17 protein-coding genes are annotated in these 22,847 nt (G+C 35.7%); 10 read left to right on the forward strand and 7 right to left on the reverse strand.

Annotation, left to right across the window (positions count from 1 at the left end):
- Positions 1 to 159: 159 nt before the first annotated feature.
- On the forward strand, positions 160 to 1,233 hold the full coding sequence (locus tag HMPREF1208_RS09685) for a M42 family metallopeptidase (RefSeq protein ID WP_016426205.1): 1,074 nt from the start codon (positions 160 to 162) through the stop codon (positions 1,231 to 1,233).
- Positions 1,234 to 1,322: 89 nt separating this feature from the next.
- Here HMPREF1208_RS09685 and HMPREF1208_RS09690 read toward each other — a convergent pair whose 3' ends face one another.
- The gene (locus HMPREF1208_RS09690; RefSeq protein ID WP_016426206.1) at positions 1,323 to 1,679 is read right to left on the reverse strand and encodes a DUF4889 domain-containing protein; all 357 of its coding nucleotides are present in this window, start codon (positions 1,677 to 1,679) and stop codon (positions 1,323 to 1,325) included.
- 270 nt (positions 1,680 to 1,949) lie between these two features.
- Here HMPREF1208_RS09690 and HMPREF1208_RS09695 point away from each other — a divergent pair, with 270 nt between their 5' ends.
- Together HMPREF1208_RS09695 and HMPREF1208_RS09700 are read left to right on the forward strand one after the other, a co-directional pair.
- Positions 1,950 to 2,156, forward strand: a complete 207-nt coding sequence (locus HMPREF1208_RS09695; protein WP_016426207.1) for a YozE family protein — start codon at positions 1,950 to 1,952, stop codon at positions 2,154 to 2,156.
- A gap of 158 nt (positions 2,157 to 2,314) precedes the next feature.
- Positions 2,315 to 3,508, forward strand: coding sequence for a CynX/NimT family MFS transporter (locus HMPREF1208_RS09700; RefSeq protein WP_016426208.1), 1,194 nt, complete (start codon positions 2,315 to 2,317; stop codon positions 3,506 to 3,508).
- Between the two features lie 82 nt (positions 3,509 to 3,590).
- Here the strand turns inward: HMPREF1208_RS09700 and HMPREF1208_RS09705 are convergent, their stop codons facing one another.
- From HMPREF1208_RS09705 to HMPREF1208_RS09715, 3 genes are all read right to left on the reverse strand, one after another.
- Positions 3,591 to 5,684, reverse strand: a complete 2,094-nt coding sequence (locus HMPREF1208_RS09705) for a helix-turn-helix transcriptional regulator (RefSeq protein WP_016426209.1) — start codon at positions 5,682 to 5,684, stop codon at positions 3,591 to 3,593.
- Between the two features lie 457 nt (positions 5,685 to 6,141).
- Positions 6,142 to 7,080 (reverse strand): magnesium transporter CorA family protein, encoded by a 939-nt coding sequence (locus HMPREF1208_RS09710; protein WP_016426210.1) that lies wholly within the window; start codon positions 7,078 to 7,080, stop codon positions 6,142 to 6,144.
- 23 nt (positions 7,081 to 7,103) lie between these two features.
- Complete coding sequence (locus tag HMPREF1208_RS09715; protein WP_016426211.1) at positions 7,104 to 7,541, reverse strand: MarR family winged helix-turn-helix transcriptional regulator; 438 nt, start codon at positions 7,539 to 7,541, stop codon at positions 7,104 to 7,106.
- 476 nt (positions 7,542 to 8,017) lie between these two features.
- On the opposite strand from HMPREF1208_RS09715, the gene HMPREF1208_RS09720 reads away from it, so the two are divergent.
- The 4 genes from HMPREF1208_RS09720 (at position 8,018) to HMPREF1208_RS09735 (ending at position 12,552) form a co-directional block, all read left to right on the forward strand.
- Positions 8,018 to 9,673, forward strand: a complete 1,656-nt coding sequence (locus HMPREF1208_RS09720; RefSeq protein ID WP_126496461.1) for a Na/Pi cotransporter family protein — start codon at positions 8,018 to 8,020, stop codon at positions 9,671 to 9,673.
- 369 nt (positions 9,674 to 10,042) lie between these two features.
- The gene (locus tag HMPREF1208_RS09725) at positions 10,043 to 11,290 is read left to right on the forward strand and encodes a copper resistance CopC/CopD family protein (protein WP_016426213.1); all 1,248 of its coding nucleotides are present in this window, start codon (positions 10,043 to 10,045) and stop codon (positions 11,288 to 11,290) included.
- 18 nt (positions 11,291 to 11,308) lie between these two features.
- The gene (locus HMPREF1208_RS09730) at positions 11,309 to 11,920 is read left to right on the forward strand and encodes a YcnI family protein (RefSeq protein ID WP_016426214.1); all 612 of its coding nucleotides are present in this window, start codon (positions 11,309 to 11,311) and stop codon (positions 11,918 to 11,920) included.
- A gap of 161 nt (positions 11,921 to 12,081) precedes the next feature.
- Entirely contained in the window at positions 12,082 to 12,552 is a 471-nt protein-coding gene (locus HMPREF1208_RS09735; protein WP_016426215.1) for a DUF2871 domain-containing protein, read from the forward strand.
- 162 nt (positions 12,553 to 12,714) lie between these two features.
- Here HMPREF1208_RS09735 and HMPREF1208_RS09740 read toward each other — a convergent pair whose 3' ends face one another.
- The 3 genes from HMPREF1208_RS09740 to HMPREF1208_RS09750 all read right to left on the reverse strand — a co-directional run bounded on the left by HMPREF1208_RS09740 (position 12,715) and on the right by HMPREF1208_RS09750 (position 16,036).
- Positions 12,715 to 13,131, reverse strand: coding sequence for a GNAT family N-acetyltransferase (locus tag HMPREF1208_RS09740; protein ID WP_016426216.1), 417 nt, complete (start codon positions 13,129 to 13,131; stop codon positions 12,715 to 12,717).
- A gap of 228 nt (positions 13,132 to 13,359) precedes the next feature.
- Positions 13,360 to 14,712, reverse strand: coding sequence for a sugar porter family MFS transporter (locus HMPREF1208_RS09745; protein WP_016426217.1), 1,353 nt, complete (start codon positions 14,710 to 14,712; stop codon positions 13,360 to 13,362).
- A gap of 322 nt (positions 14,713 to 15,034) precedes the next feature.
- A complete protein-coding gene (locus tag HMPREF1208_RS09750; protein ID WP_016426218.1) occupies positions 15,035 to 16,036 on the reverse strand; it encodes an oxidoreductase in 1,002 nt (333 codons plus the stop codon).
- 286 nt (positions 16,037 to 16,322) lie between these two features.
- On the opposite strand from HMPREF1208_RS09750, the gene HMPREF1208_RS09755 reads away from it, so the two are divergent.
- From HMPREF1208_RS09755 to HMPREF1208_RS09765, 3 genes are all read left to right on the forward strand, one after another.
- On the forward strand, positions 16,323 to 17,012 hold the full coding sequence (locus HMPREF1208_RS09755; protein ID WP_016426219.1) for a hypothetical protein: 690 nt from the start codon (positions 16,323 to 16,325) through the stop codon (positions 17,010 to 17,012).
- Between the two features lie 464 nt (positions 17,013 to 17,476).
- Positions 17,477 to 19,081, forward strand: coding sequence for an L-lactate permease (locus HMPREF1208_RS09760; RefSeq protein ID WP_016426220.1), 1,605 nt, complete (start codon positions 17,477 to 17,479; stop codon positions 19,079 to 19,081).
- A 728-nt stretch (positions 19,082 to 19,809) separates the two neighbouring features.
- Positions 19,810 to 22,847: Rib/alpha-like domain-containing protein (locus HMPREF1208_RS09765; RefSeq protein ID WP_016426221.1), on the forward strand; the 3,038-nt coding region annotated here is incomplete at its 3' end.

Consider the following 22,847-nt stretch of genomic DNA (forward strand, 5'->3'; position numbering starts at 1 on the left):
TTGTCTTTTATTTCAGAATTTTCTAGATACCTCTAGTATATACTTTCAAAATTCTTCTATGCAATGAAAAACAAAAGTTGCACAATGCTTAAATCATACTTTTGTCAGAAAAGTTTGTTAAAATTAAATAGAATTTAATCGGAAAGGGGTTTAACTTAGATGAAAAATACAAAAGCCTTATTAAAAAAATTAACAGATCTTAATGGAATCGCTGGACATGAACATCAGGTTAAAAAAGCGATGGTTGAATTATTAGAACCCAATAGTGATGAAATGATCTATGATAATCTCGGTGGTGTCTTTGGCAAGAAAAAGAGCCAATCTGGTCAGCGTACGATTATGATAGCGGGACACCTTGATGAAATTGGCTTTATGGTGACTAAAATCGAAGCGCAAGGCTTTATTCGATTTACACCAATAGGGGGATGGTGGAACCAAGTGATGTTATCCCAAAAAGTGACAATCACAACGGATGAAGGTCGCGAAATACGCGGCATCATAGGTTCTAAACCGCCACACGTTTTAGGTGCAGAAGAACGTAATAAACCTGTCGATATGAAACATATGTTCATCGATGTCGGTGCAAAAGATAAAGCAGAAGTTGAAGCAGCGGGAATTGAAGTAGGTAACATGATTACACCTTATTCAGAATTTGAAACGCTCTTGAATGAAGATTATGTAACCTCAAAAGCGTTTGATAACCGTTTTGGATGTGCTTTAGCAGTCGATGTATTAGATGAATTGAAAAATGAAGCACTCGATATTAACTTAGTTGCAGGCGCTAATGTCCAAGAAGAAGTGGGGCTTCGCGGTGCTAAAGTAGCAGCACATAAAGTGAAACCTGATTTAGCCATTGCGGTTGATGTCGGTGTTGCATATGATACACCAGGACTTGAAAGTGATGGCGATGTGAAAATAGGTCAAGGACCAATCGTCTTAACATTAGATGCTACAAATGTGGGTCATGTAGGGCTTATTCGCCATGTTAAAAAGGTCGCAAAAGCGCATAACATTGAATTACAATGGGATTCAATGCCGGGTGGCGGAACAGATGCTGGGAATATGCATACCGCATTAGATGGTATTCCTTCTATTGCGCTATCAATTCCGTTACGTTATATGCACTCAAATGTATCTGTTATTGACCAAAAAGATTATCAAAAAGCAGTTCAACTGGTGACAGAAATCATTCGTGCACTCAATGATGATGTTGTTGATGAAATCATCTGGTAATTAAATCGTGATACTAAAGTAAAAAGCAATGAAGGAAATGGCTGAGAACATTTTCTTCATTGCTTATTAATGATACGAAAAATATTAAATTAATGGTGATGCATGTCCATGTTATGCATGTCATGAATTTTCATCATTAAGCCATGTGGAACATCATCATGTGATACGATTTGTTTTTTAACGAAATGATCTGGATCATCTTTTTTAGCTGTTAATTTAACAAAGTCGCCTTTTTTAGGTTGGAAATTATTATCCGTAGGGATTTTAACGTTTTCTTTAACCGTCTTATCAGATTCACTGATTACTTTTTCAGCTGTTGTGCTGTCTTTCATATATCCGTAATATATTTCTTTTTGACCAGAAAGCATCATCGCAACAACGACACCTACCGTCACAATTAGCATCGCAATAATGATGATAATACCAAGAGATTGTTTTTGCTTCATTATTTCTCGCTCCTTTATATAAAATGTGAACTCTAAGTGTTGTATGAGGTGACTCAAAATAACAATCGTCAAATCTTTGTCACACTCTTATATTCCATTGTAGCGAATTCGTTTTAAGACAGAAAGTAAAAGTTAGAGTAAAATATGTCGTTTTTGTGTCTTGCATTTATTTTGAAAAATTATATAATTAGGCTGTAAAAGAAATATATTTGATTATACGTTCTAAAAGTGTATTATTCATTTTAACCTCAAAAAAGTAGAGGTGTTGTTATGAGTTTTTATGATTTTATGTTAGATTTTTTAGGCGATGATACACCTCTTGGGACGTTGGCCGCACATCTTGAAGAAGATCCATCTTACCCTAGAGAATTAATTCAGCCTGAAGAAATTTTATTTTACTTTAATCAACTCAATACTGTAGATAATGAATTGATTGAAACAGTGAAACGTGCGATTCAATTGTATGGGGCAAAATAACTTGATATACGATTTAATAATGAAAGCATGTAAAAGTCATGTTTACAGTCGAATATGACACGGGAAAGCCTATTTAGGTTTTATCCGTGTTTTGTTTTACAATTAAAAGGCAATCTTAATTTGAAGATGACATTGCATTTCATGTAAGGAGGAATCATATGTCAGAACAATTACTGAATCATAAAATTCAAAATCAATGGCTACGCGTAATTGGCATCGTGTTGATTGCCTCGACGTTACGTGCGCCACTTACGTCTGTTGGACCTGTCATTGACCCAATAAAGCAAGATTTACATATTAATAACGGAATTGCAGGACTGATTACGACAATCCCGCTTATCATTTTCGGTATGGTGTCACCATTTGTAGCACGTATCCTTTCTCGTATTTCAATGTCACAACTTTTATTTATGACGCTGATTTTGACTGTCATCTCATTAGTCGTGAGAGTTTCTGGTGGTGTGAGTGCCTTTTTCATTGGCACACTGTTTTTAGGTATAGCGATTGCTTTAGCGAATGTGACTTTACCCGCATACGCAAAAGCATCTTTTCCATTACAAATTGGCCTCATTACGGGCATTTATAGTGCAACAATGAACTTTACTGCAGGATTGGGAGGCGGATTGAGTTTTCCGCTTGCTTCTTTATCGCCCTTGTCTTATCGCCTTTCACTCTCGTTTTGGATTATTTTCGCAATACTGGCACTCATCGTGTGGCTTCCGCAACTCAAACAAAATCCCCATGTTTCAACACAAACAGGTCATGGATTAAAAAAGCCAATTTATCGCTCTAAAATGGCTTGGGCAGTCGCTTTGACGATGGCCTTTCAATCGATGATGTTTTATAGTATTGTCGCATGGTATCCTTCTATTTTAGTAAGTAAAAGGATTGCACCCGAGACGGCGGGCTACTTTCTGATGCTGAATCAATTCGCACAACTACCGATGACCTTTGTGTTTCCAATTATCGCTGCTAAAATGCAGACACAGAGAAGTCTCGTTATCATTATTACATGCCTCATGGGATTGGGATTTAGTTTATTACTTAGTCAGCAAGTGGTGGTCTTGCTCATTGCGATGATATTGACAGGAATGGGCATTGGCGCATGTTTCAGTTTATGTATGACACTCTTTTCAATTCGTTCGCGCACGACTGCTGGAAGTACGATGTTGTCAGGATTTGGGCAATCTATAGGGTATTGGGTTGCAGCTTTAGGACCCTTTATTTTAGGTGTAGCGCATGATCACTTTCATGGTTGGACCATCGCGATTATATTATTTTTTGTGATGGTCGTCGGTGTCTTCGCTGCCGGGATGTATGCCACACAAAATGCATATATTGAAGATCGATAAAGCAAAAAGGAACGTCGCTAAGAAATCTATCATTGAATGAAGATTTTGTGCGTGCGTTCCTTTTTTATATCGTATGTGAATTTCACAACACGTCTGAGTGACGTGTTGCTTTATTTTTAATAATTTTAATGAGTTTCATGACTCCCTGTGGTAATGTCGTTTCGTATGATGTATGTTCAAAGTGATGTAATTGAATATGAAATAAGAGATGATTTGTCATATGAATAGAAGAGACAAAGTGTCTTGGGACGTAATAATCTTGCGTTTGCACATGCATGATATGGTCTAGGTTGCTGTATGTGGGGTGGTAAGTATATTCAACCACAAAATGACGATGCAATTGGTTGGTACCATATAAATCAAAAGAAACATTTTTGGGCGCTTGATCTGCATGAAATAACAAAATTTCATATGCATACGCGGTTTCATGAATGAGATAGGTAGATGTTCGAACACTAAACGTATGGCTAAAAGGTTGCAATAAATTAAATACATGTTGAATGGCATTATGATGACCGAAACGATTATAAAAGCCGTTATTTTGGCTGTCCTTGGAAATCAGTGGTAAGCATAGCGCATCTACATTCAGCCAAAGCTTAAGAAGTTGCTCTTCACGTGGCATCGCATGTTGTTTCGCTGTGAAAAGTTGTGGCACTGATTTGATAATCATCGGTGTTTGCGCAAGTTGATATTCTTGTCGCAACGTTTGTATCACTTGCGCAAATTTTGACTCAAATTGCGTATGTAAATCAAGGTGATACATATAAATTTGGTTGAGTTGTAAAGCATCCAACATATAATAATCAAAAACGATGCGTTGTTGAAGTAATAACTTTAATTGCGCTTTTTTACTTGGTGTTAAAGGTAGCGCAATATCAAGTGTGAACTGACTATCCGAATGTAAAGCTTTCACTTTTTCAATGATAGATTGAATTTCATGAACAGATAGAGATTCATGGTCTAATATGATATTGAGCTTGAATTTATGCTGATTAAAATCATTAGGCTGCTGTTCTATGATACGTATTAACGGATAATAGAATTGATTTTTAAAGATTTCATACGCTTGTAATGAATGGATTCGATATGCCACTTTATAACCGTATTCACATAGCAATTGACTGAGTAATTCAATATGATGTGTATGTCCAAAATGAAATGTTTCAAGATCTGATGGATTAAAAAACAACTGAATGGCATGTGCATGATGATGTGCCTCTAATTGATTTTGACTACCAAATATTTGACTGATGTCGTCTAAGTTAACGATTTCAAGTAATACTTCTTTCTTTTCAATCCATTGAGGTGGAGTGAGTTGATCTAAAAATATGTCCACCTTATGTGGTGAAGGAATTGTACTGGATTTTCTCAAATGGGTATCAAAATATTGTGTATCGAAAGGGACGACCGTGACTTGATGACTTCTTTTTTGGCTTTGTTTGCGAAATTCTATCGGACTGATACCTACAAAACGCTTAAACTGCTTAGAATAATGGTTGTAGTTTGTAAAACTGTATTGTGTCGCAATTTGATTAATCGAATCATGCGATGTGGCTAGGTTGTACATAGACAATGCGATTTTCATTGAAGCGTAGTATTTTTTAAAATTATAGTCTAAGTATTTGCCAAAAAGGATAGACACATAGGATTGGGAAACAAAGAAATGTTCACTTAATTCTTGTAACGATAGGCGATATTTGGCGTGTTGATGTACATAATCAATCATATTATTAAATAAAATACTATTCACGTGTATATGCGGGATATAAATTCGACCCAATTCAATGAATGTTTCATTGTAGAGTAATTTAATCAAAGTTTGAATGTTTTCATAGTACATATCACTGTTTTCTTCAACGATGAGATGTTTTATGATTTCTTTAATTTTATTATGAGAAGAGAGTTTATTAGGATTAAAATAACCTAGGAAATAATCAGCATTAAATTCAGAAAAATACTGTAGAGGCACTGTCAATTTGACGATGGCTTGCGCTTGGGTCACTTTGACTAAGTCATTGTGATTCACGATGGCAATTTGATGATGAAAGTGAGTCACTTTACCGTTGAGCTCGAGTGTCAGAACGCCTTCAAACGAAACAAATAATTCTACATGATTAAAAACACGATAAGCAGAAGACGTATATTGTTTCATTAGTTCAATATTAATGCCTTGCATAGTTGACCTCTTTCAAGTTTCTCAAGTCCGGAGAAACTAGTTGATAAATATACATCATTATAAAAATATCGATTCCTTTTCTACAATAATATTGTGTACATTGTATAAGGAATGACGCATATTAGAAAATAACGGCATAATTAATGTGTCATAAGTGTTAAAGAAATGGAATAAAGTTAAATTAAATGCTTAAATAAGTAAAAAATACGGCATATATTTATAGGGAGTTATATGAGTAGTGTGTATAAAGCTTAAACAAGGTGTTAAAAAAGTCTGACGTTGTTTATAGAGGGTTAAAAAATCAGTTAAAGTATGATGGTGCGAAGAAAAGTGAATTAAAGAATAAAATGATAATCAATGATGGGCATGTGAAGATGTAGCAAAAGCATTTTCTCATGCCCATCATTGATATAGAGGATAGGCAAGTCCTGTATGGATAAACGATTACGGAATCACGTCAAAGTTTGTCGTTGCGCCATAAAAATGTAAACATGACTACGACGAGAATAATTGAAATTACAATAATAATAATCCATGAAAGCGCGCTTTCGGTATTAATAGGTAAAGGTACATTCATACCGAAAAAACTAAATACAAGCGTAGGTAAAGTGAGCAGCACGGTAAAAATAGTCAATGTTTTCATAGTGGTATTCAGTTGGTTTGATAACAAAGACGCATATGAATTCGACATACTTTCAACAATACGTAAATATAATTCAGTCGTTTCAACCGCTTGTTGGTGCTCATTTTGTAAGTCTTCTAATAATTCTTCGTCATCGTCAAAGCGTTTAATGGCAGGCAAACGAAATAGAGTTCGAATCGTAGAAGAGTTAGTTTTAAGTGATCCTAAAAAGTAAACTAAACTTTTCTCAATGTCGCTTAATAAATAAAGACGTTGATTTGTGACACGTTGTTGCAAGTTATATTCAACTTGACGGAGCTCTTTATTTAATAAGCGTAAGCCTCTATTGTATTGCGCAGTCATATCGTACATTAATTTTAAAGCAAATTGACTTTTGTATTTTAAGTTAATAGGTTTTTTGACGATGTGGTCAAAATAATGAAAAGGTTTCGCACAAACCGTAACAATAATGTTTTTACCGATGATGATCCCTAACGGTAACGTCATGAAACTTTTTAATTGATGCTTTCCAGTTTCAGTAATAGGTAAGTCGCTGATTATTAAAGAGTAGCCGCTATCATCATCATATTCAATACGTGAACTTTCTTCACTATCTAATGCATCTTCCAAAAAGTCTTGTGGAAAACCATATGTTTCAATGAGTTGTTGTAATTCGTCTTGTGTCGGTTTGACAACGTTTAGCCATTGCGCTTGTTGCCATTCTTCTGTTTCTAGGACATGCAAATTTGCATCATTGTAGTACGCTTTAATCATAGCGAATCACCTTCTTCATTCTCTTATTTCAAATGCTGTATATCTTTGTAGCCTTGTCTATAAGACGCAAAACCCTCCATAATCGCATACCAATCATCACCTTGCTCGGCTTTGATTCGATTAAATAGGTCATTTTGTGCTTGGTTGAGTTCTTCTATGAGCGCTTTCCCTTCTTCAGTTGGAAACAAACATTTTAAACGGCGATCAGTCAAATCAGGGCGCTCAAAGATGAGACCTTTTTCTTTCAATAATTTCAAAGTGGCATGTGAGCCTTGTTTAGAAATTTCAAGATTTTCTAATAATTTTTTCGTTGTAATACCTGGAAGCTTATTGATAAAAAATAGGAATCGATGATGCTGTCGACTCATACCATATTCAGTAATGATATCATCAGCCGTTTTTGTAAATGTTTGATAAGCATAATAAAACAGAAGTAAAGCGTAATCATTATTTTGTGTCATTTTCGGACTTCCTTTTCTAAAAACTCTTCTATATTATAGTAAAGATTTGTCCATCTGTCATGGTCATAGCGAATGAGTCAAGGAGATAATTTTTAAATCATAAGAGGATTGGCTTAACTTTTAATGGAAATAAATGAGATGAAAAAACTGTAATTGTCGTATTCATGTTCGGATTGAAATCTTATAAAGGATATAGTAAGATTTGAGGACTGTTGTTTGTGTGCGGAGGTGGAAAGCAACGATAAAGAGACGACGAAAATAGTAAAGAATATGTAGTCAATATTAAGGAGATAATGTAACATAAATAAAGAAAAAAGTGGGTTATGTCTTAATAAAAGTCGCATAAATAGAAATGTTAAGTCAGAATTAATAAAATCTTAACATTAAATTTACAATTATAAGAGATAATCGAGATGAATCATTCGACAATGATGTGTATATGAACAGAAATTTAATACTGAGGTGAAAGAATGGAAATGTCGGTAACTGAAGTCATCTTTTCTTTTTTAGGTGGCCTAGGTATTTTCCTTTATGGTTTGAAAGTAATGGGGGACGGTTTACAAGCAGCAGCAGGAGATCGATTGCGAAATATTTTAAATAAATTTACCGCCAATCCAGTACTGGGTGTATTAGCCGGTATGATTGTTACAATCTTAATACAAAGTAGTTCTGGGACAACTGTTATAACAATAGGGCTTGTGACTGCGGGGTTTATGACTTTAAAACAAGCGATTGGTGTTATTATGGGCGCCAATATTGGAACGACAGTGACTGCTTTTATAATTGGGATTGATTTAGGAGAATATGCAATGCCAATCTTGGCATTGGGGGCATTTCTTATTTTCTTCTTTAAGCGTTCCAATATTAACAATGTTGGACGAATTTTATTTGGATTTGGCTCACTCTTTTTTGGTTTAGAATTCATGGGAGATGCGGTTAAGCCGCTTGCCCAATTAGAAGGGTTTAGACAAATCATTTTAGATATGTCATCGCATCCGGTGTACGGTATTTTAGCCGGCGTAGGTTTAACTGCGTTAGTTCAAAGTTCGAGTGCAACAATTGGGATACTGCAAGAATTTTACAGTCAAGGTTTAGTTGACTTGAAAGGTGCGATTCCAGTTTTACTAGGAGATAATATCGGAACAACGATTACTGCAGTGTTAGCAAGTTTAGCGGGTTCATTAGCAGCTAAGCGTGCGGCATTTGTGCACGTTATTTTTAATGTGATTGGTGTAATCATCTTCGCGCTATTTTTACCGGTTGTAACGCATTTGATAGGGATGTTACAAGAAGCATGGCACCTTAAACCAGCAATGGCGATTGCATTTGCTCACGGTGCATTTAATGTAACGAATACACTTATTCAACTTCCATTTGTAGGTGCGCTTGCTTGGCTAGTAACTAAGATTGTACCGGGTAAAGACATTACAGAAGATTATAAACCTCAACATCTTAATAAAGATTTAGTGTATCATGCGCCTGGTGTCGCATTACAAGAAACTCAAAAAGAGCTACAAAACATTGGGCATATTGTTCAATCAATGTTAGACGATGTCCGTAATCCTGCGACGATGGATAAGAAAATGATTAAAACTGTGCAACAGAAACATCAAGCAGTGATTACCATTAGCGACAGTATTCGAAATTACTTGGTGCGCATTTCTACAAAAAATATTAATAAAAGTGATGTTGAACGTCTTGCCGTGATGTTTGATGTCAATCGCTCGATTGTGAAAGTGTCAGAACTAACAGAATCATACATTGCGCAAATCGAAAGACAAAAAAGTAAAAATATTATTTTAACTGAAGATGCTGAACGAGGCATTGAAAAATTGTTCAACTTTGTTGATGAGTCCTTCCACAAAGCAATTGATACTTTAAACGTCTATGATACGACTAAAAAAGATGAAGTGGTGGAGCGGAGTAGAGAAGCATTTAACATTGAACATAAATTAAGAAAAGGTCATATTAAAAGATTGAACAGAGGTGAATGTTCAACTGACGGTGGCTTGCTATATGTTGATATTATTGCGATTCTTGAACGAATTGGCTATAACTCTAGAAATATCACTGAAGCAATGGTGGGATTGAACAATGATGTACCGACCGAAGAAGAAATCGCGACGGTATAAGTTAATCACCTCACTCTGAATAGATCGATGATAAAAGTCGAAAAGTAACGATGTTATCTCGTTGCTTTTCGGCTTTTTGCATTTCTAGTGGATTGATTAAATATAAAATAGCTATCAAAAACAGATGACGTCATTATTTTGACAAATCAGTGACAAAAAAGGCGGTTCAAGTCTAAATACATTGTATTCACATATAAGTTTGATAAAATCTTATAGGATGAGCCATGGAGGGAAGAAAGTATTGGGTATTGGCCAAAAGTTGTCGTCATCCAAGCGATTCAACTTGTTAATGCATGTCACATATGAGGGAAGTGATGTGCAACCATGTCTTAAAATCTACATTTTATAATCACTTGAGGGGGTGTTAAATTGCGTACGTTTAATAAATTTTGGGCAGCCACGCTCATTGCATTTATCATGATGATCTGTGTGAGTATACCATTCAATCAAGCCTCTGCACATGCCACTTTAGAAAAACAACAACCCGCTGAGAATGAAGTCGTACAATCCAAACCAGAAGTGATTCAACTTGAGTTCAATGAGCCTGTTCATACGCAATATACTAAAGTCAAAATTTATAATGACAAGGGCAAAGAAGTAGGTGTATTGAAGCCTAAAGAGCAAGAGGATTCAAAAAAAGTGACTTTTGATACGTCAAAAGTTGAACATGGCACATATGCCGTTCGATGGGAGACTGTCTCATTAGATGGTCATGAGATAAGTGGACAGTATTATTTTTCAATCGGAGAAAAAACAGCTCATACAATAGAAACAGCGAAGCCTTTTTACACCGATGCTTTTTTCTGGTTAGGCTTAGTACGATTTGTTTTACAAGCTGTGTTACTTATTTTTACGGGCTTATATATGATTAATCTTCTTATGAAACGTCAAGAAGTACCTACATATGATATGATTCCACGTCATCGCAGTGCGATTTTATTATTGATTATGGTTGCTTTTACAACGGGTATCGTTTATTTAATGACGTTACCTAAAGATGCCATTCATTCTATATTGACGCTTGATTTCAGCGTTTGGATGCAATTTCCATTTGTTTTATCAATGGTCAGTTTAATCATCATGTTAATCCTATTTTCATTACGGCGAATGGAGTCTATATGGTATAAAGTGATGCCGCTCTTTTTGATGCTGAGTCTTGCGATTTCAGGTCATGCATGGGCGCAAGCAGTGCCGTTGTATTCTATCATTTTACGGACGTTACACTTAATGGGGATTGCCATTTGGCTGGGCAGTTTTGCTTATTTAATCGCATACATGTCTGCCAAGCACAAGCATTCTTACATTTTAATAATTAAAGATGTGCTGTTAAAAGCAAATGTGACCGCAGTGATTATCGTTATACTGACAGGTATTTTAATGTCCATTGATGCCACATCGTTAAAAGTGATTGTCACCCAACCTACGTTATATAGTAGCTTATGGTTTATGAAAGTGGGATTCACCATCATTATGATGATTTTAGGTGGTTTACAAACATTTAAAGCGATGCAAAAGCGCCGTCGTGTGAATCGACCACTGTTATATCTTGAATTCGCCTTAGGTATTTGTTTGATTTTAGCGGGCGTCATCATGAGTCAAATCGAAATTCCATTATAATTGAAAGGATCAATATATATGAAAATTACAAAGTTTTTATTAAGTGCTGTGTCATTTCTTGTGCTATTAGGTATGACATCTGTAGCAGATGCTCACGTAACGCTTAATCCAAAAGTGAGTGAACCCGGTTCATACGAAGAATATCAAGTCAGAGTTCCAGTTGAACGTGATCAAAATACGGTAAAACTTGAATTAGAAGTTCCAGATGGTGTAACTTTATCAACTGTTGAGCCTGTTCCAGGATTTAAACATGAATTTAAAGAAGACAAGTCTGGAAAAATCACTAAAATCACTTGGAAAGCAACAGATAAAGGAATTGGCAAACACGAACATATGGACTTTCCAATTGTAGTCGCAAATCCAGAAAAAGAAGGTCAATTCAAATGGAAAGCCATGCAAACATATAAAGATGGTAAAACAGTGAAATGGACAAGCGATGATGAAAAAAGTGAAACGCCCGCACCTACAACAGAAGTGAAAAAAAGTGAACCTGTTAAAGCAGATCACCATGATGACGCACAATCATCACATACATCACCATTTGTATGGATTATTTCTATCTTAGCACTCATTATTTCAATTGTAGCGCTCTTTAAACGTAAAAACTTTACGAAATCTGACAACGAATAAGTATTGACATCGTCTTTCGAGATTACGATAATCGAAAGTGTGAAGCTGAGTGAAGTGAGATTGGTAAAGGGCCTCGAATGAAAATTTGAATGAGCTAGAAATGAAAAATTCAGCCGTGTTTAATGGCGTGACGGTGTGAAATAAGATGGAGTGTGAAAAGGATGAAACGTATATTATACGCGTTTATGACCTATACAATGTTAGGGTTGTTCAGTGGCTTTACATATAGAGAACTCACTGTACATTATGAATTCACAGGTTCAACACAAATGAGTGTCATGCACACGCATTTGTTAACGTTAGGGATGTTTATGTTTTTAATGTTGATACCTATTGAAAAGCTTTTTAAACTTAGCAGCTATTATTTATTTAATTGGTATTTCATTATTTATAACATCGGTGTTATTGTGACAGTAACGATGCAATTTTTAAAAGGTTTTAAACAAATTGCACGTCAACCGATACCTGATTCGTTTGCTGGTTTTGCCGGTATTGGTCACGTGACGATTACAGTCGGCTTCATTTTGCTATTCTTTTTATTGAGACAGGCCATTATTACAGAGCCTAGAGACGGAGAACCGTTAACCCGAAAACATCGAAAACGCGCAAATCAAGAACAAATTGAGAAGTAAGTCATCAAGTGAGGATAAACGCGTGCGAGGTCATGAGGTAGCGCAAATTTCATAGCGCTAAGATTTAATTCAAGTTTTCTTATATTTAAGCATCGTGATAGAGCGGTGGCGACATCTTTTATTGGATGTTTGGCCACCGCTTCTTTGATAGACGTCCCTTTTTTATGGTGTAACAGGAAAATGTAAAAACATACCGCCAGAATGAGGTTCAGTTGATTTGAATCCAAACTGTTTGTAAAGTTGATCAGCCGGGTAGTCGGCGATTAGACTGACATAAGTTCCAGGTAAACGAACGGAATCAATATAATTCATAATATGCGTCATGACAGTTTTACCATATCCTTGTCCTTGATAGTTTGGATGGACAGCGATATCAATAATTTGGAAAGCTGTGCCACCATCACCGATAACTCGCCCTAAACCGATAAGTCGGTCAGCATCATAAAGCGTTACGGTAAAACAAGCCCCGTTTAAGCCCTTTTGTGCAGCACTTCTAGACTTTTCACTTAAGCCACAAACTTTTCTCAAATTACAATAATCCTCAACATTAGGAATTGTAAATTGAACATCAATGGTCATAAAGACTCTCCTTTCTTAGACATTGAAATACATATATTCCTAATCATACAGCACAATGTAATTTTATAATAGAAAGGGAGCAGGACAGAAATCTACATGATTTCGTTGTCCTGCCCCGGCAAGGATGAGTAGGGCTATTCGAGCTAAAAAAGCGAAGAAGAGCCCAGTCATCAATTGTTTTGATTTTTCATATAAACAAATTGGAGATCTATACTGTCTCTTTATCCATTATTTTTTTACATCCGCAACAGTTGCGTTTGTACGTTGACGTAAATCTGCCTCTATTTGTTCTAAGCTACGTCCACGTGTTTCTGGTAAAAATTTAACAACAAAGAAGAGTGCAATTACACCGATAACCGCAAAAATTAAAAATACTTCTTGAATTTCAAGTACTTCCGTTAGAAGTGGAAACAGTTGGGCTACGAGTAAACTACCAATTGAAAGAACGAGTGCCGCAATACCTGTTGCTGCACCACGTGCACGCATTGGGAATAATTCTGGAAGCATAACCCATAAAATAGGGCCCCAAGAGATACCAAAGAAAATAATGAATGTAGTTAAACAAATCATCATAATCCACGCGGCACTGTTCACACCCATGATCCAAATAAGGATACTCATAATTAATAATGAAGCCACCATACCAATGTTACCGATAACGAGCAGTTTTTTACGATCGACTTTATCAATAATAAATATCGCAACAATCGTAACTAATACGTTGACAACACCAATGCCAACTGTACTTAAAATTGCGGTAGAGTCACCTAATCCTGCTTTCGCAAAAATTTTAGGTGCGTAGTAAATAATCGCATTAATACCAATCAATTGTTGTAATAATGCAAACACACTACCAATAATAATAGTAGATAACAGCCATGGAGATTTTAAAACAGTCCATGTACTGTCAGAGATGGCATTAATTTTTTTCATATTTTCAATTTCACCGTCAATTTCAGAAGCGGGATATGTTAATTTCATTACATCTCTTGCTGCTTTCTCGCCACGTTTTTCTAATAACCAACGCGGACTTTCTGGCATGAAGATAACGCCAATCATTAATATTAATGAAGGAACAACAGCAAGGCCGAGCATCCAGCGCCAACCTTCAATTGGTGCAAATGCATAATTGACAAGATAAGAAGATAAAATACCAATGGTAATCATAAGTTGGTTTAAAGAACTTAAAGAACCCCGAGCCTCTGTTGGTGCGAGTTCAGAAAGGTAAACAGGCACGATCGCTGTAGAACCCCCTACCGCAAAGCCAATGACTAAACGTCCAATCACGAGCACTTCCATCGATGGTGCTGAAGCTAGAATGAGTGCACCTATAATAAAGACGATAGAAATAATAAAAACTAAACGGCGACGTCCAAGTTTTTCTGAGAGGGGACCACTAAAACCTGAACCAAATATTGCCCCGACAAGCATAGATGAAACGACTAATCCTTCAGTGAAAGGATTTAAATGAATATCATTTTTCAAATAAAGGAGCGCCCCAGAAATAACACCCATATCGTACCCGTATAAGAGTCCACCGAGTGCGCCAATGAAGAAAATAAGCTTTTTATTAATTTTCATTATGTAACCTCCCGTACTGTTATGCAATACAAGTATACGCTTTCATAAGATATTAGTAAATTGTAAATATTGAATTTATGAGAATAAAATAATTTATATTAATTATCGACAAAAGAAAATTTAGGAGAAGACAACAAAATTTTTTATGGCTTATTTTCAGTTGGGAACGACGAAAAAAGGGAAGTTTTGAGTTTGTTGGAATTTGGATTAAAACATTAATGGGTTGGAACAGAAATCAAATCGATTTCGTGTTTCCAACCCATTAATGTAGCATCAAGCAATCGCTGATGTAGTTTGATTTTTTTATTGTCATTCCAACATTTTAGTTGTTTGCATCAGGACGTAAATCTACAACAATGCGTCCGATAAAATCATGATTTTGTACACAATCTAAACCGTCTTGGAGGTAATCAAAAGGAATCACATTTTTTACATCATGCAAATGACGTGGTTTTAGATCTTTTGATAGACGACGCCATAAATGTTGTCTACGTTTCATAGGGAATGAAACAGAATCAACACCGATGAGACGGATACCGCGTAAAATAAATGGAAATACAGTACTTGAGAAAGTATTACCGCTAACGTTTCCGCTTAAAGCAACAGCACCATGTGGGTGGATGCGTTTTAAAACTTCTGATACAGTTTCGCCACCTACAGGATCAATTGCTGCTTGCCATTGCGTATGTGCCAGTGCTTTTTCAGTTACGTCTTCCACTCTAGAAATAACTTCTCTCGCACCTAATTCTAAAAGTTTTTCGTGGTAATCTTTGTGACCAGAACTTGCAACGACCTTGTAACCAATTTCGTTCAACATCATTACAGCCATTGAACCTACACCGCCAGTTGCACCACGAACAAGTACTGGACCGTTAGTTGAAGTGATTTTATTATCTTCTAGCAATTGGATTGACAATGCAGCAGTAAAACCGGCAGTCCCGATAATCATTGCTTCTTCAAGTGTTAAATCATCAGGGAGATGAACTAGCCAATCGCCATTCACACGTGCGACTTCACTAAATCCACCGTAATGAGAAACACCTAAGTCATAGCCAGTTGCGATAACTTTATCTCCTTCTTTAAATGATGGGTGTTCAGATTCCATCACTACACCAGCTAAATCAATACCCGGTATCATTGGGTATTTTCGTATGATTTTGTTGTGAGCACGTGTGGCTAACATATCTTTAAAATTGATACTTGAATAATGCACACGAATTGTCACATCACCGTCAGGTAAATGGTCTAGTGTTATTTCTTTAAAATCTCCTACGAATTGATCCTCGTGTTGATCAACAAGAAATGCTCTAAAAGCTTGAGCCATGGTTCTAATCCTCCTCAGTTTTTATTCGTACACACTTTATCAAAAAGTCAATCAAATAACAATAAAGTTGCTCTTTTTAAAATAATGATAACTTTATTATTTTTTATTAAAAATACGAACAAAAAATAAAGGAATCTCCTCTACTATAAAAATAGATATCAAGAAACAATTGGAAAAATAATTTAGAAAAAATTTAACAAAAAAAGTGTTTGTCGTTTAAAATAATAGTGTATAAAAAAGTGATAGACGATTTTATACTATAGAATAGAATTTGGAGGGAATCATCATGAAAAAGGTACTTGCTAGTTTGTTTGCATTATCAATTGTTTTAGCCGCATGTTCTAATGATGAGGATAAAGAACCGAAGAAAGATGACCATGCTAAACAAGAGCAGTCTACTAAACAGGACAAAAATGATCACAAAGAACAAGCATCGTCCAAATCAAAAGATGAATCCAATTCATCTGATCAAGCAAAAACGTCAAAATCAGATGCCAATGATCAAAACAACGATCAGCAATCAGAAATGAACAACCAAAACACAGAAGGCAAGCAGCAAAAAGCACAGCAGAATGATCAAAGCTCAAGTACACAAGCCAACGGACAAGCTTCAAATCAACAACAAAATAACAGCCAAAATGAACAAACATCACAAACAAAATCGCAATATGTAGCACCTTACCAAGGTGAAAATGTTGTACCAGTCGCTCAAAATATTGCGAGAGAAAAGGTCAATCGTCAACAAGCACTTCAAAACTTACCGAACTTCCAAGTCGCATTAGATTCAGCACGTCAAGAAGTCGGCCAATTGAATGGTCAACAGAACCCATATAATGACTATGCATTACAAGGTGCTGGTGGCCAATATAGTTACCTATTTAGTTTTATTAATCAATCACAACCTGGCACATATGTCATTGTCACAGTGGATTATACAGGTACTGCAAAAATTATTGACCCAACATACCGTCAATAATAGGGCTATTTTGCAAACAATGTGATTCTATCATTTAAAAGTTTAATAACAAATTTAATGAAATCCTTACATTCAGCGATTATACCTCTGGATATATCGCATAAAAATTGAATGTAAGGATTTTTTGTCGATTGGAAAATACAGTTCGGATTTATCAGTCAATCGTGCGATTTAAACTCGTTCACGATGTCAAATCCCTTTGAAAGGCATATCTGATATAGAAAATATACCATTGCAATTGTATAACACAACTTATATAATCTTAAATAAATCGTCATTTATATTACAAATTTCATTTTAAATTTTTAGCGTGCAGTTCAAAACGTCTGTTTTTGATTTTTCAGATTTTTTCATATACATATTGAATTGCGGCCTTTAGAATGTTATATTTTATGTGAAAACAATCACATGTTTTGGCATGACGATTGCATATAAAAATAAATATTGAAGGTAGATGAAAAGAGATGTTAGTAGAGAGTTATGATCCATTTCACAATCTTGCAATTTCTGCATTGATTGCAAGTATCCCGATCATTTTATTCCTGTTATGTTTAACAGTCTTTAAAATGAAAGGAATCTACGCAGCTGTGACAACACTTGTTGTGACACTTGTGATTGCATTATTCATATTCAAATTGCCAGTGGGTGTTGCCTCTGGTGGTATCGTAGAAGGTTTTTACCAAGGTATCTTACCAATTGGCTTCATCGTTATTATGGCAGTTTGGCTTTATAAAGTTATTGTTGAAAGCGGACAATTTTCAGTCGTTCAAGACAGTATTACAACGGTTTCTGAAGACCAACGTATCCAATTATTACTCATCGGTTTTGCATTTAACGCATTTTTAGAAGGTGTTGCAGGATTCGGTGTACCTATCGCTATCTGTGCGGTATTATTAATTCAATTAGGATTTAAACCATTGCAAGCAGCGATGCTTTGTTTAGTTGCAAACGGTGCAGCTGGTGCTTATGGTGCCATCGGTCTACCGGTTTCTGTTATTGATACATTAGCATTACATGGTCACATTTCTGCTTTACAAGTATCGCAAGCATTAAATCTAAGCTTACCTATTTTAAGTATCATTGTTCCTTTTATGTTGATCTTTATTTTAGATGGTATGAAAGGTATCAAAGAAACATTACCAGCGATTATTGTTACTGTTGTTCCGTTCGTTGTGTTACAAATCATATTTAACCAATTTTTCGGACCAGAGTTAGTGGATATTATTCCACCACTTGCATCAATGGCATCTTTAGCGTTGTTCTCTAAAAAATTCCAACCGAAAAACATTTTCCGTTTGAATAAAGACGAACAAAAATTAGAAGTGCCACATCACTCAGCAAAAGAAATCATTTTTGCTTGGAGTCCATTTATTATCTTAACAGCATTAGTACTTGTTTGGAGTTCTAAATCATTCAAAGGTTTATTTGCTGAAGGTGGCGCATTGTCATTCTTCAACCTTCAATTTGGCATTCCAGGCACTAACAACGATGTTTCTGGCCATCCAATAATGTTGACTTTCAACATTATCAACCAAACAGGAACAGCATTATTGTTAGCAGGTGTCATTACAATCTTGCTTTCGAAAACAGTCAATTTCAAACGTGCAGGTGCATTACTTGGCGAAGCATTTAAAGAATTATGGTTACCTATTTTAACAATTTGTTTCATTCTTGCCATCGCTAAAATTACAACATACGGTGGCTTAACAAATGCAATGGGTGAAGGTATTTCTAAAACAGGTAAAGTCTTCCCATTCTTGTCACCAATTTTAGGTTGGATTGGCGTATTTATGACAGGATCAGTAACAAACAACAACGCGTTGTTTGCACCTATCCAAGCTTCTGTAGCACCACAAGTCGGCACAAGCGGGGCATTACTCGTTGGTGCGAATACGGCAGGGGGTGCGATTGGTAAATTGATTTCACCACAATCAATCGCCATTGCAACAGCAGCAGTTAAACAAGTAGGTAAAGAATCTGAACTATTAAAAATGACTTTAAAATATAGTGTAGGATTATTAATATTCTGGTGTATCTGGACATTTATCCTATCTCTTATATTAAGTTAAGTTTTAATTGATTAAGCGCTGAGATGAAAATCTCAGTGCTTTTTTTATGGTTAGAAAAGGGGAAAATGACAAGTTAAAATGCAAATGAATAATGTGAGCTATGCATACAAGTCATTATGATTAGACTAAAAACACAGATATGAATCACTTGACTGATTTATTAAAAAATTTTTAAACAAATATTAAGGGGGATAATGGGGCTTTTTATGCACATGCACATATCAGTGTGGTCATTTAAAACGTTCATTTATTATAGCGAAATATTAATTTAGTAATAGTATTTGAATATAGGTAAAAAACACCTAAATATAATTATAGAGTAAGCATCTCAAGAAGTGAGGAATATCACAAAATGGGGTGCTTTTAAAATTGGAATCCGAAGTCTCTAAACAAAAGTATATTGCAGAAAACAAGAATAAATTCTATTTTATTATACATTAAAAAATAATTTAGAAATTTTGTCGTGATTAATATAAAGATAACATAGGATTATTTATATTTATTAAATAGAAGCTGTCTAACAAACAAGAGTAGAGCAATATAAATTTTAATAAACAAAGTTGTCAACTCAATATGTAATGATATTAAGAACACTTATAAAAATAAATAGGTTGTTCAAATCTTATTTTGATAGTAGGTTATAAATAGAGATTTAATTTTTATTATCTTTAATTTAATAAAGTAACCTTTATTGAATTGAGATAAATACTTTAGGAGGTTTTAGTTTAATGAAAAAATCTAGAAAACTTGATTTTTTGCCGAATGTAAACAATAGGTATTCGATACGTAAGTTTACAGTAGGTACAGCTTCTATTTTATTAGGGGTCACGTTAATATTTGGTGCTTCTAATGATGAAGCGAAAGCAGCTGAAAAAGAGGGCGCAACAGAAAATGTAGAAAGCAGCACTGCTTCCGATGGAGTCACAAGCGATGAAAATTTAAATCGTGAAGAAACAACTGAGGTCACTAAGGAAGAACCTGCTAACAATGAAATTACAACTGAAGCCTCAAATATAGCTAAAAACGAAGCCACATCAAATTCGATTGAAGAAAATGACGACACAAATGAAAACACTCCAGAATCGACTACAGAGCCTACTTCGAATGAAACTGACAATGAAAAAGCAGAAACTGAAACAACTCCAAATGAAACTTTAAAAGAAAACACGACTAGTGAAAACCCACAAACATTAAAAGAAGAGAATTCAACAAGCACAGCAAATGAAGATAATGCAGAATCTCATAAGCAAATAGAATCAAACAATAATGAGAAGCCTGAAGTTGAAACATCGACTGATTCATCAAATCAAACGCAATCAACAGTTGAAAAAGAAGATTTAAGCACGAATAAAAATTCTGATAATTCAGATAAAATTACCTTACCGAATGAAGCGGCAACAGAGGTTGATGGCAATAAAGAAGTGATTAAAGCCAATAATAACATTTCAAATGTATCTCCAGATATTAATCGTGTTACAGATAGAGCGACTGCAGTTGATTACTATGCAAAGGCAGCAAACATCACAACAAAAGAAGCAGAAAAAGTAATCAGTGATTTAAACTTAGATGGAGATAAATTGACAGCACAAGAATTACAATTCGCGTTAATTAATGCATTAGCAAATCAACAAAATGCGAACACACCTGTTGCAACAGCTTTTCGTGCTGCACCAACTGCAGCTAATAGACAAGCAACGAATTTAGCGGCAGCAACACCAACAGCGTTGTCAATCGGATCAAAAGAAATTATTGAAGCTGATGCACTCGCAAATGGTTATATTAATTCTTCAACTGATGCTTCGAATGCAGCCAACACCCTATCAGGTAGAGCGTGGGTTGTAGACAGAGGTACACCTGCAACAACAGAAAACGGATTATCTCCTGTACCAGAAGGCACTAAAGTGTATATGCAATGGATTGATAAAGATGGTTCAGTTTCACCAACTTATGTAGCAAGTACAACAAATAAATTATCTTCTTCAAATGCGTCACAAGTGGGTCCAGGTGCTTATGCATTTGATTTAAGAAAAGCTTGGGTGGATGCGCTAGGAAATGAACATAAGTATAGAGCGGTATCAGGTCAGTACTATCGACTGTGGATTGAGGATTTCCAAACAGTAAATGGAAATACAGCATCAATGATTCGCCAAGCGGGTGGCTTCTTCCCTGGTTCTTATGTTAACTCAGTTACAAACTCAAGTCTTGGTCAGTTTCCTTTAGTTGGAACAAATATGCAACGGACAGGGGTATTCATGGGCGTACGTCCTACAAACGATTATGTAACAAAAGAGCGTCAAGATTGGATTCATGACGAACAAGGTCCTATAAATAATATTGCAGTTTCAACAAATGCAAGAAATACTGTCTCAGGTAATGTATGGTTAGAAACCGGTGCAGGAGATTACGCTAACTCTGGTACGGGTCCTAATGATAATAATAAAGATCCACAAGCTGAAGGATACACTGTGATTATGTCTTCTTTAACGAACGAGGGGGCACAAGCATATAAAGCGCAAGTTGATAGCTTGCCAGAAGGTGAAAGAGCTGATGCTGCTAAAACGCTATTAACAGATCATCCAGAATATATTTCTGCAACGGTTTATGGAGAAACAGATTCAGAAGGAAGATACACTTTAAGATTCCCGAAAGATAGTTTGAATCCTAATTATTTATATGGATATGTAACAGATCCAGAAGGAAATATCGTTAAAACTTATTCGTCTTACACAAGTCCTGAGTTTAGAAAACCAAACAGTAATTTATCATGGACGCCTCAAGCGGCACCAGGACAGAATTTGGTTCAAAATCCAATGTGGTACAATGTGAATTTTGCTGTCGTACCTAATACAGATATTAATTTAAATATTGTTAACTTTAATAATACAGACAAACCAGCTATTCCGGGCGATACAGTTAATATTGATTTAACTGGTGGCCAGTTATCTCCAATTCCAACTAATATTGAATGGAGAGATAAGAATGGTAATGTTGTACAAAAAACTGAAGACATTACTTCTTTAACAGATGGAGAGCAAAAAGGTGTATTGGTAGTACCAGAAACTGCTAAAGATGGGGATGTTTATACAGTATATCTCGTAGCGGGTGGTAATAATGTTGCGGCAGATTCATTCATTGTAAAAATTACTGATGAGCGTACTTATGAACCAGAAAGCAACGGCGTAACAAAAGATTACGGCACAGGTGTAACAACTGAAGATGTGATTAATTCTGTAACAGTTCCAAACTATCCGGAAAATAAAGAAGATTACACTGTAGCGGTTGATGATCCAGCACAATTACCAAATGGTACTCAATCAGGTACAACAAATGTAGGCGTAACAGTGACATACCCAGATGGCACAACGGATCACATTACAGTACCAGTCACAATTGGTGAACAACCAGACAATGATGCCTACGAACCACAAAGTAACGGTGTGAACAAAGATTACGGTACAGGTGTAACAGCAGATGAAGTAATCGGATCAGTCACAGTGCCGAACTATCCAACAGACAAAGGAGATTACACTGTAACGGTAGATAATCCAGCACAATTACCAAATGGTACACAATCAGGAACAACAAATGTAGGCGTGACAGTCACATATCCAGATGGAACAACGGACCACATTACAGTACCAGTGACAATTGGCGAACAAGCAGACAATGATGCTTATCAACCACAAAGCAATGGTGTGAACAAAGATTACGGTACAGGTGTAACAGCAGATGAAGTAATCGGATCAGTAACAGTACCAAACTATCC

This window comes from Staphylococcus sp. HGB0015 (assembly GCF_000411275.1).
Classification (GTDB): domain Bacteria; phylum Bacillota; class Bacilli; order Staphylococcales; family Staphylococcaceae; genus Staphylococcus; species Staphylococcus schleiferi.

What these genes read in the sequence shown, in the direction of transcription:
- HMPREF1208_RS09685 (WP_016426205.1), top strand. Translation starts at nt 160, where the DNA reads ATGAAAAATACAAAAGCCTTATTAAAAAAATTAACAGATCTTAATGGA.
- HMPREF1208_RS09690 (WP_016426206.1), bottom strand. Translation starts at nt 1,679, where the DNA reads ATGAAGCAAAAACAATCTCTTGGTATTATCATCATTATTGCGATGCTA.
- HMPREF1208_RS09695 (WP_016426207.1), top strand. Translation starts at nt 1,950, where the DNA reads ATGAGTTTTTATGATTTTATGTTAGATTTTTTAGGCGATGATACACCT.
- HMPREF1208_RS09700 (WP_016426208.1), top strand. Translation starts at nt 2,315, where the DNA reads ATGTCAGAACAATTACTGAATCATAAAATTCAAAATCAATGGCTACGC.
- HMPREF1208_RS09705 (WP_016426209.1), bottom strand. Translation starts at nt 5,684, where the DNA reads ATGCAAGGCATTAATATTGAACTAATGAAACAATATACGTCTTCTGCT.
- HMPREF1208_RS09710 (WP_016426210.1), bottom strand. Translation starts at nt 7,080, where the DNA reads ATGATTAAAGCGTACTACAATGATGCAAATTTGCATGTCCTAGAAACA.
- HMPREF1208_RS09715 (WP_016426211.1), bottom strand. Translation starts at nt 7,541, where the DNA reads ATGACACAAAATAATGATTACGCTTTACTTCTGTTTTATTATGCTTAT.
- HMPREF1208_RS09720 (WP_126496461.1), top strand. Translation starts at nt 8,018, where the DNA reads ATGTCGGTAACTGAAGTCATCTTTTCTTTTTTAGGTGGCCTAGGTATT.
- HMPREF1208_RS09730 (WP_016426214.1), top strand. Translation starts at nt 11,309, where the DNA reads ATGAAAATTACAAAGTTTTTATTAAGTGCTGTGTCATTTCTTGTGCTA.
- HMPREF1208_RS09735 (WP_016426215.1), top strand. Translation starts at nt 12,082, where the DNA reads ATGAAACGTATATTATACGCGTTTATGACCTATACAATGTTAGGGTTG.
- HMPREF1208_RS09740 (WP_016426216.1), bottom strand. Translation starts at nt 13,131, where the DNA reads ATGACCATTGATGTTCAATTTACAATTCCTAATGTTGAGGATTATTGT.
- HMPREF1208_RS09745 (WP_016426217.1), bottom strand. Translation starts at nt 14,712, where the DNA reads ATGAAAATTAATAAAAAGCTTATTTTCTTCATTGGCGCACTCGGTGGA.
- HMPREF1208_RS09750 (WP_016426218.1), bottom strand. Translation starts at nt 16,036, where the DNA reads ATGGCTCAAGCTTTTAGAGCATTTCTTGTTGATCAACACGAGGATCAA.
- HMPREF1208_RS09755 (WP_016426219.1), top strand. Translation starts at nt 16,323, where the DNA reads ATGAAAAAGGTACTTGCTAGTTTGTTTGCATTATCAATTGTTTTAGCC.
- HMPREF1208_RS09760 (WP_016426220.1), top strand. Translation starts at nt 17,477, where the DNA reads ATGTTAGTAGAGAGTTATGATCCATTTCACAATCTTGCAATTTCTGCA.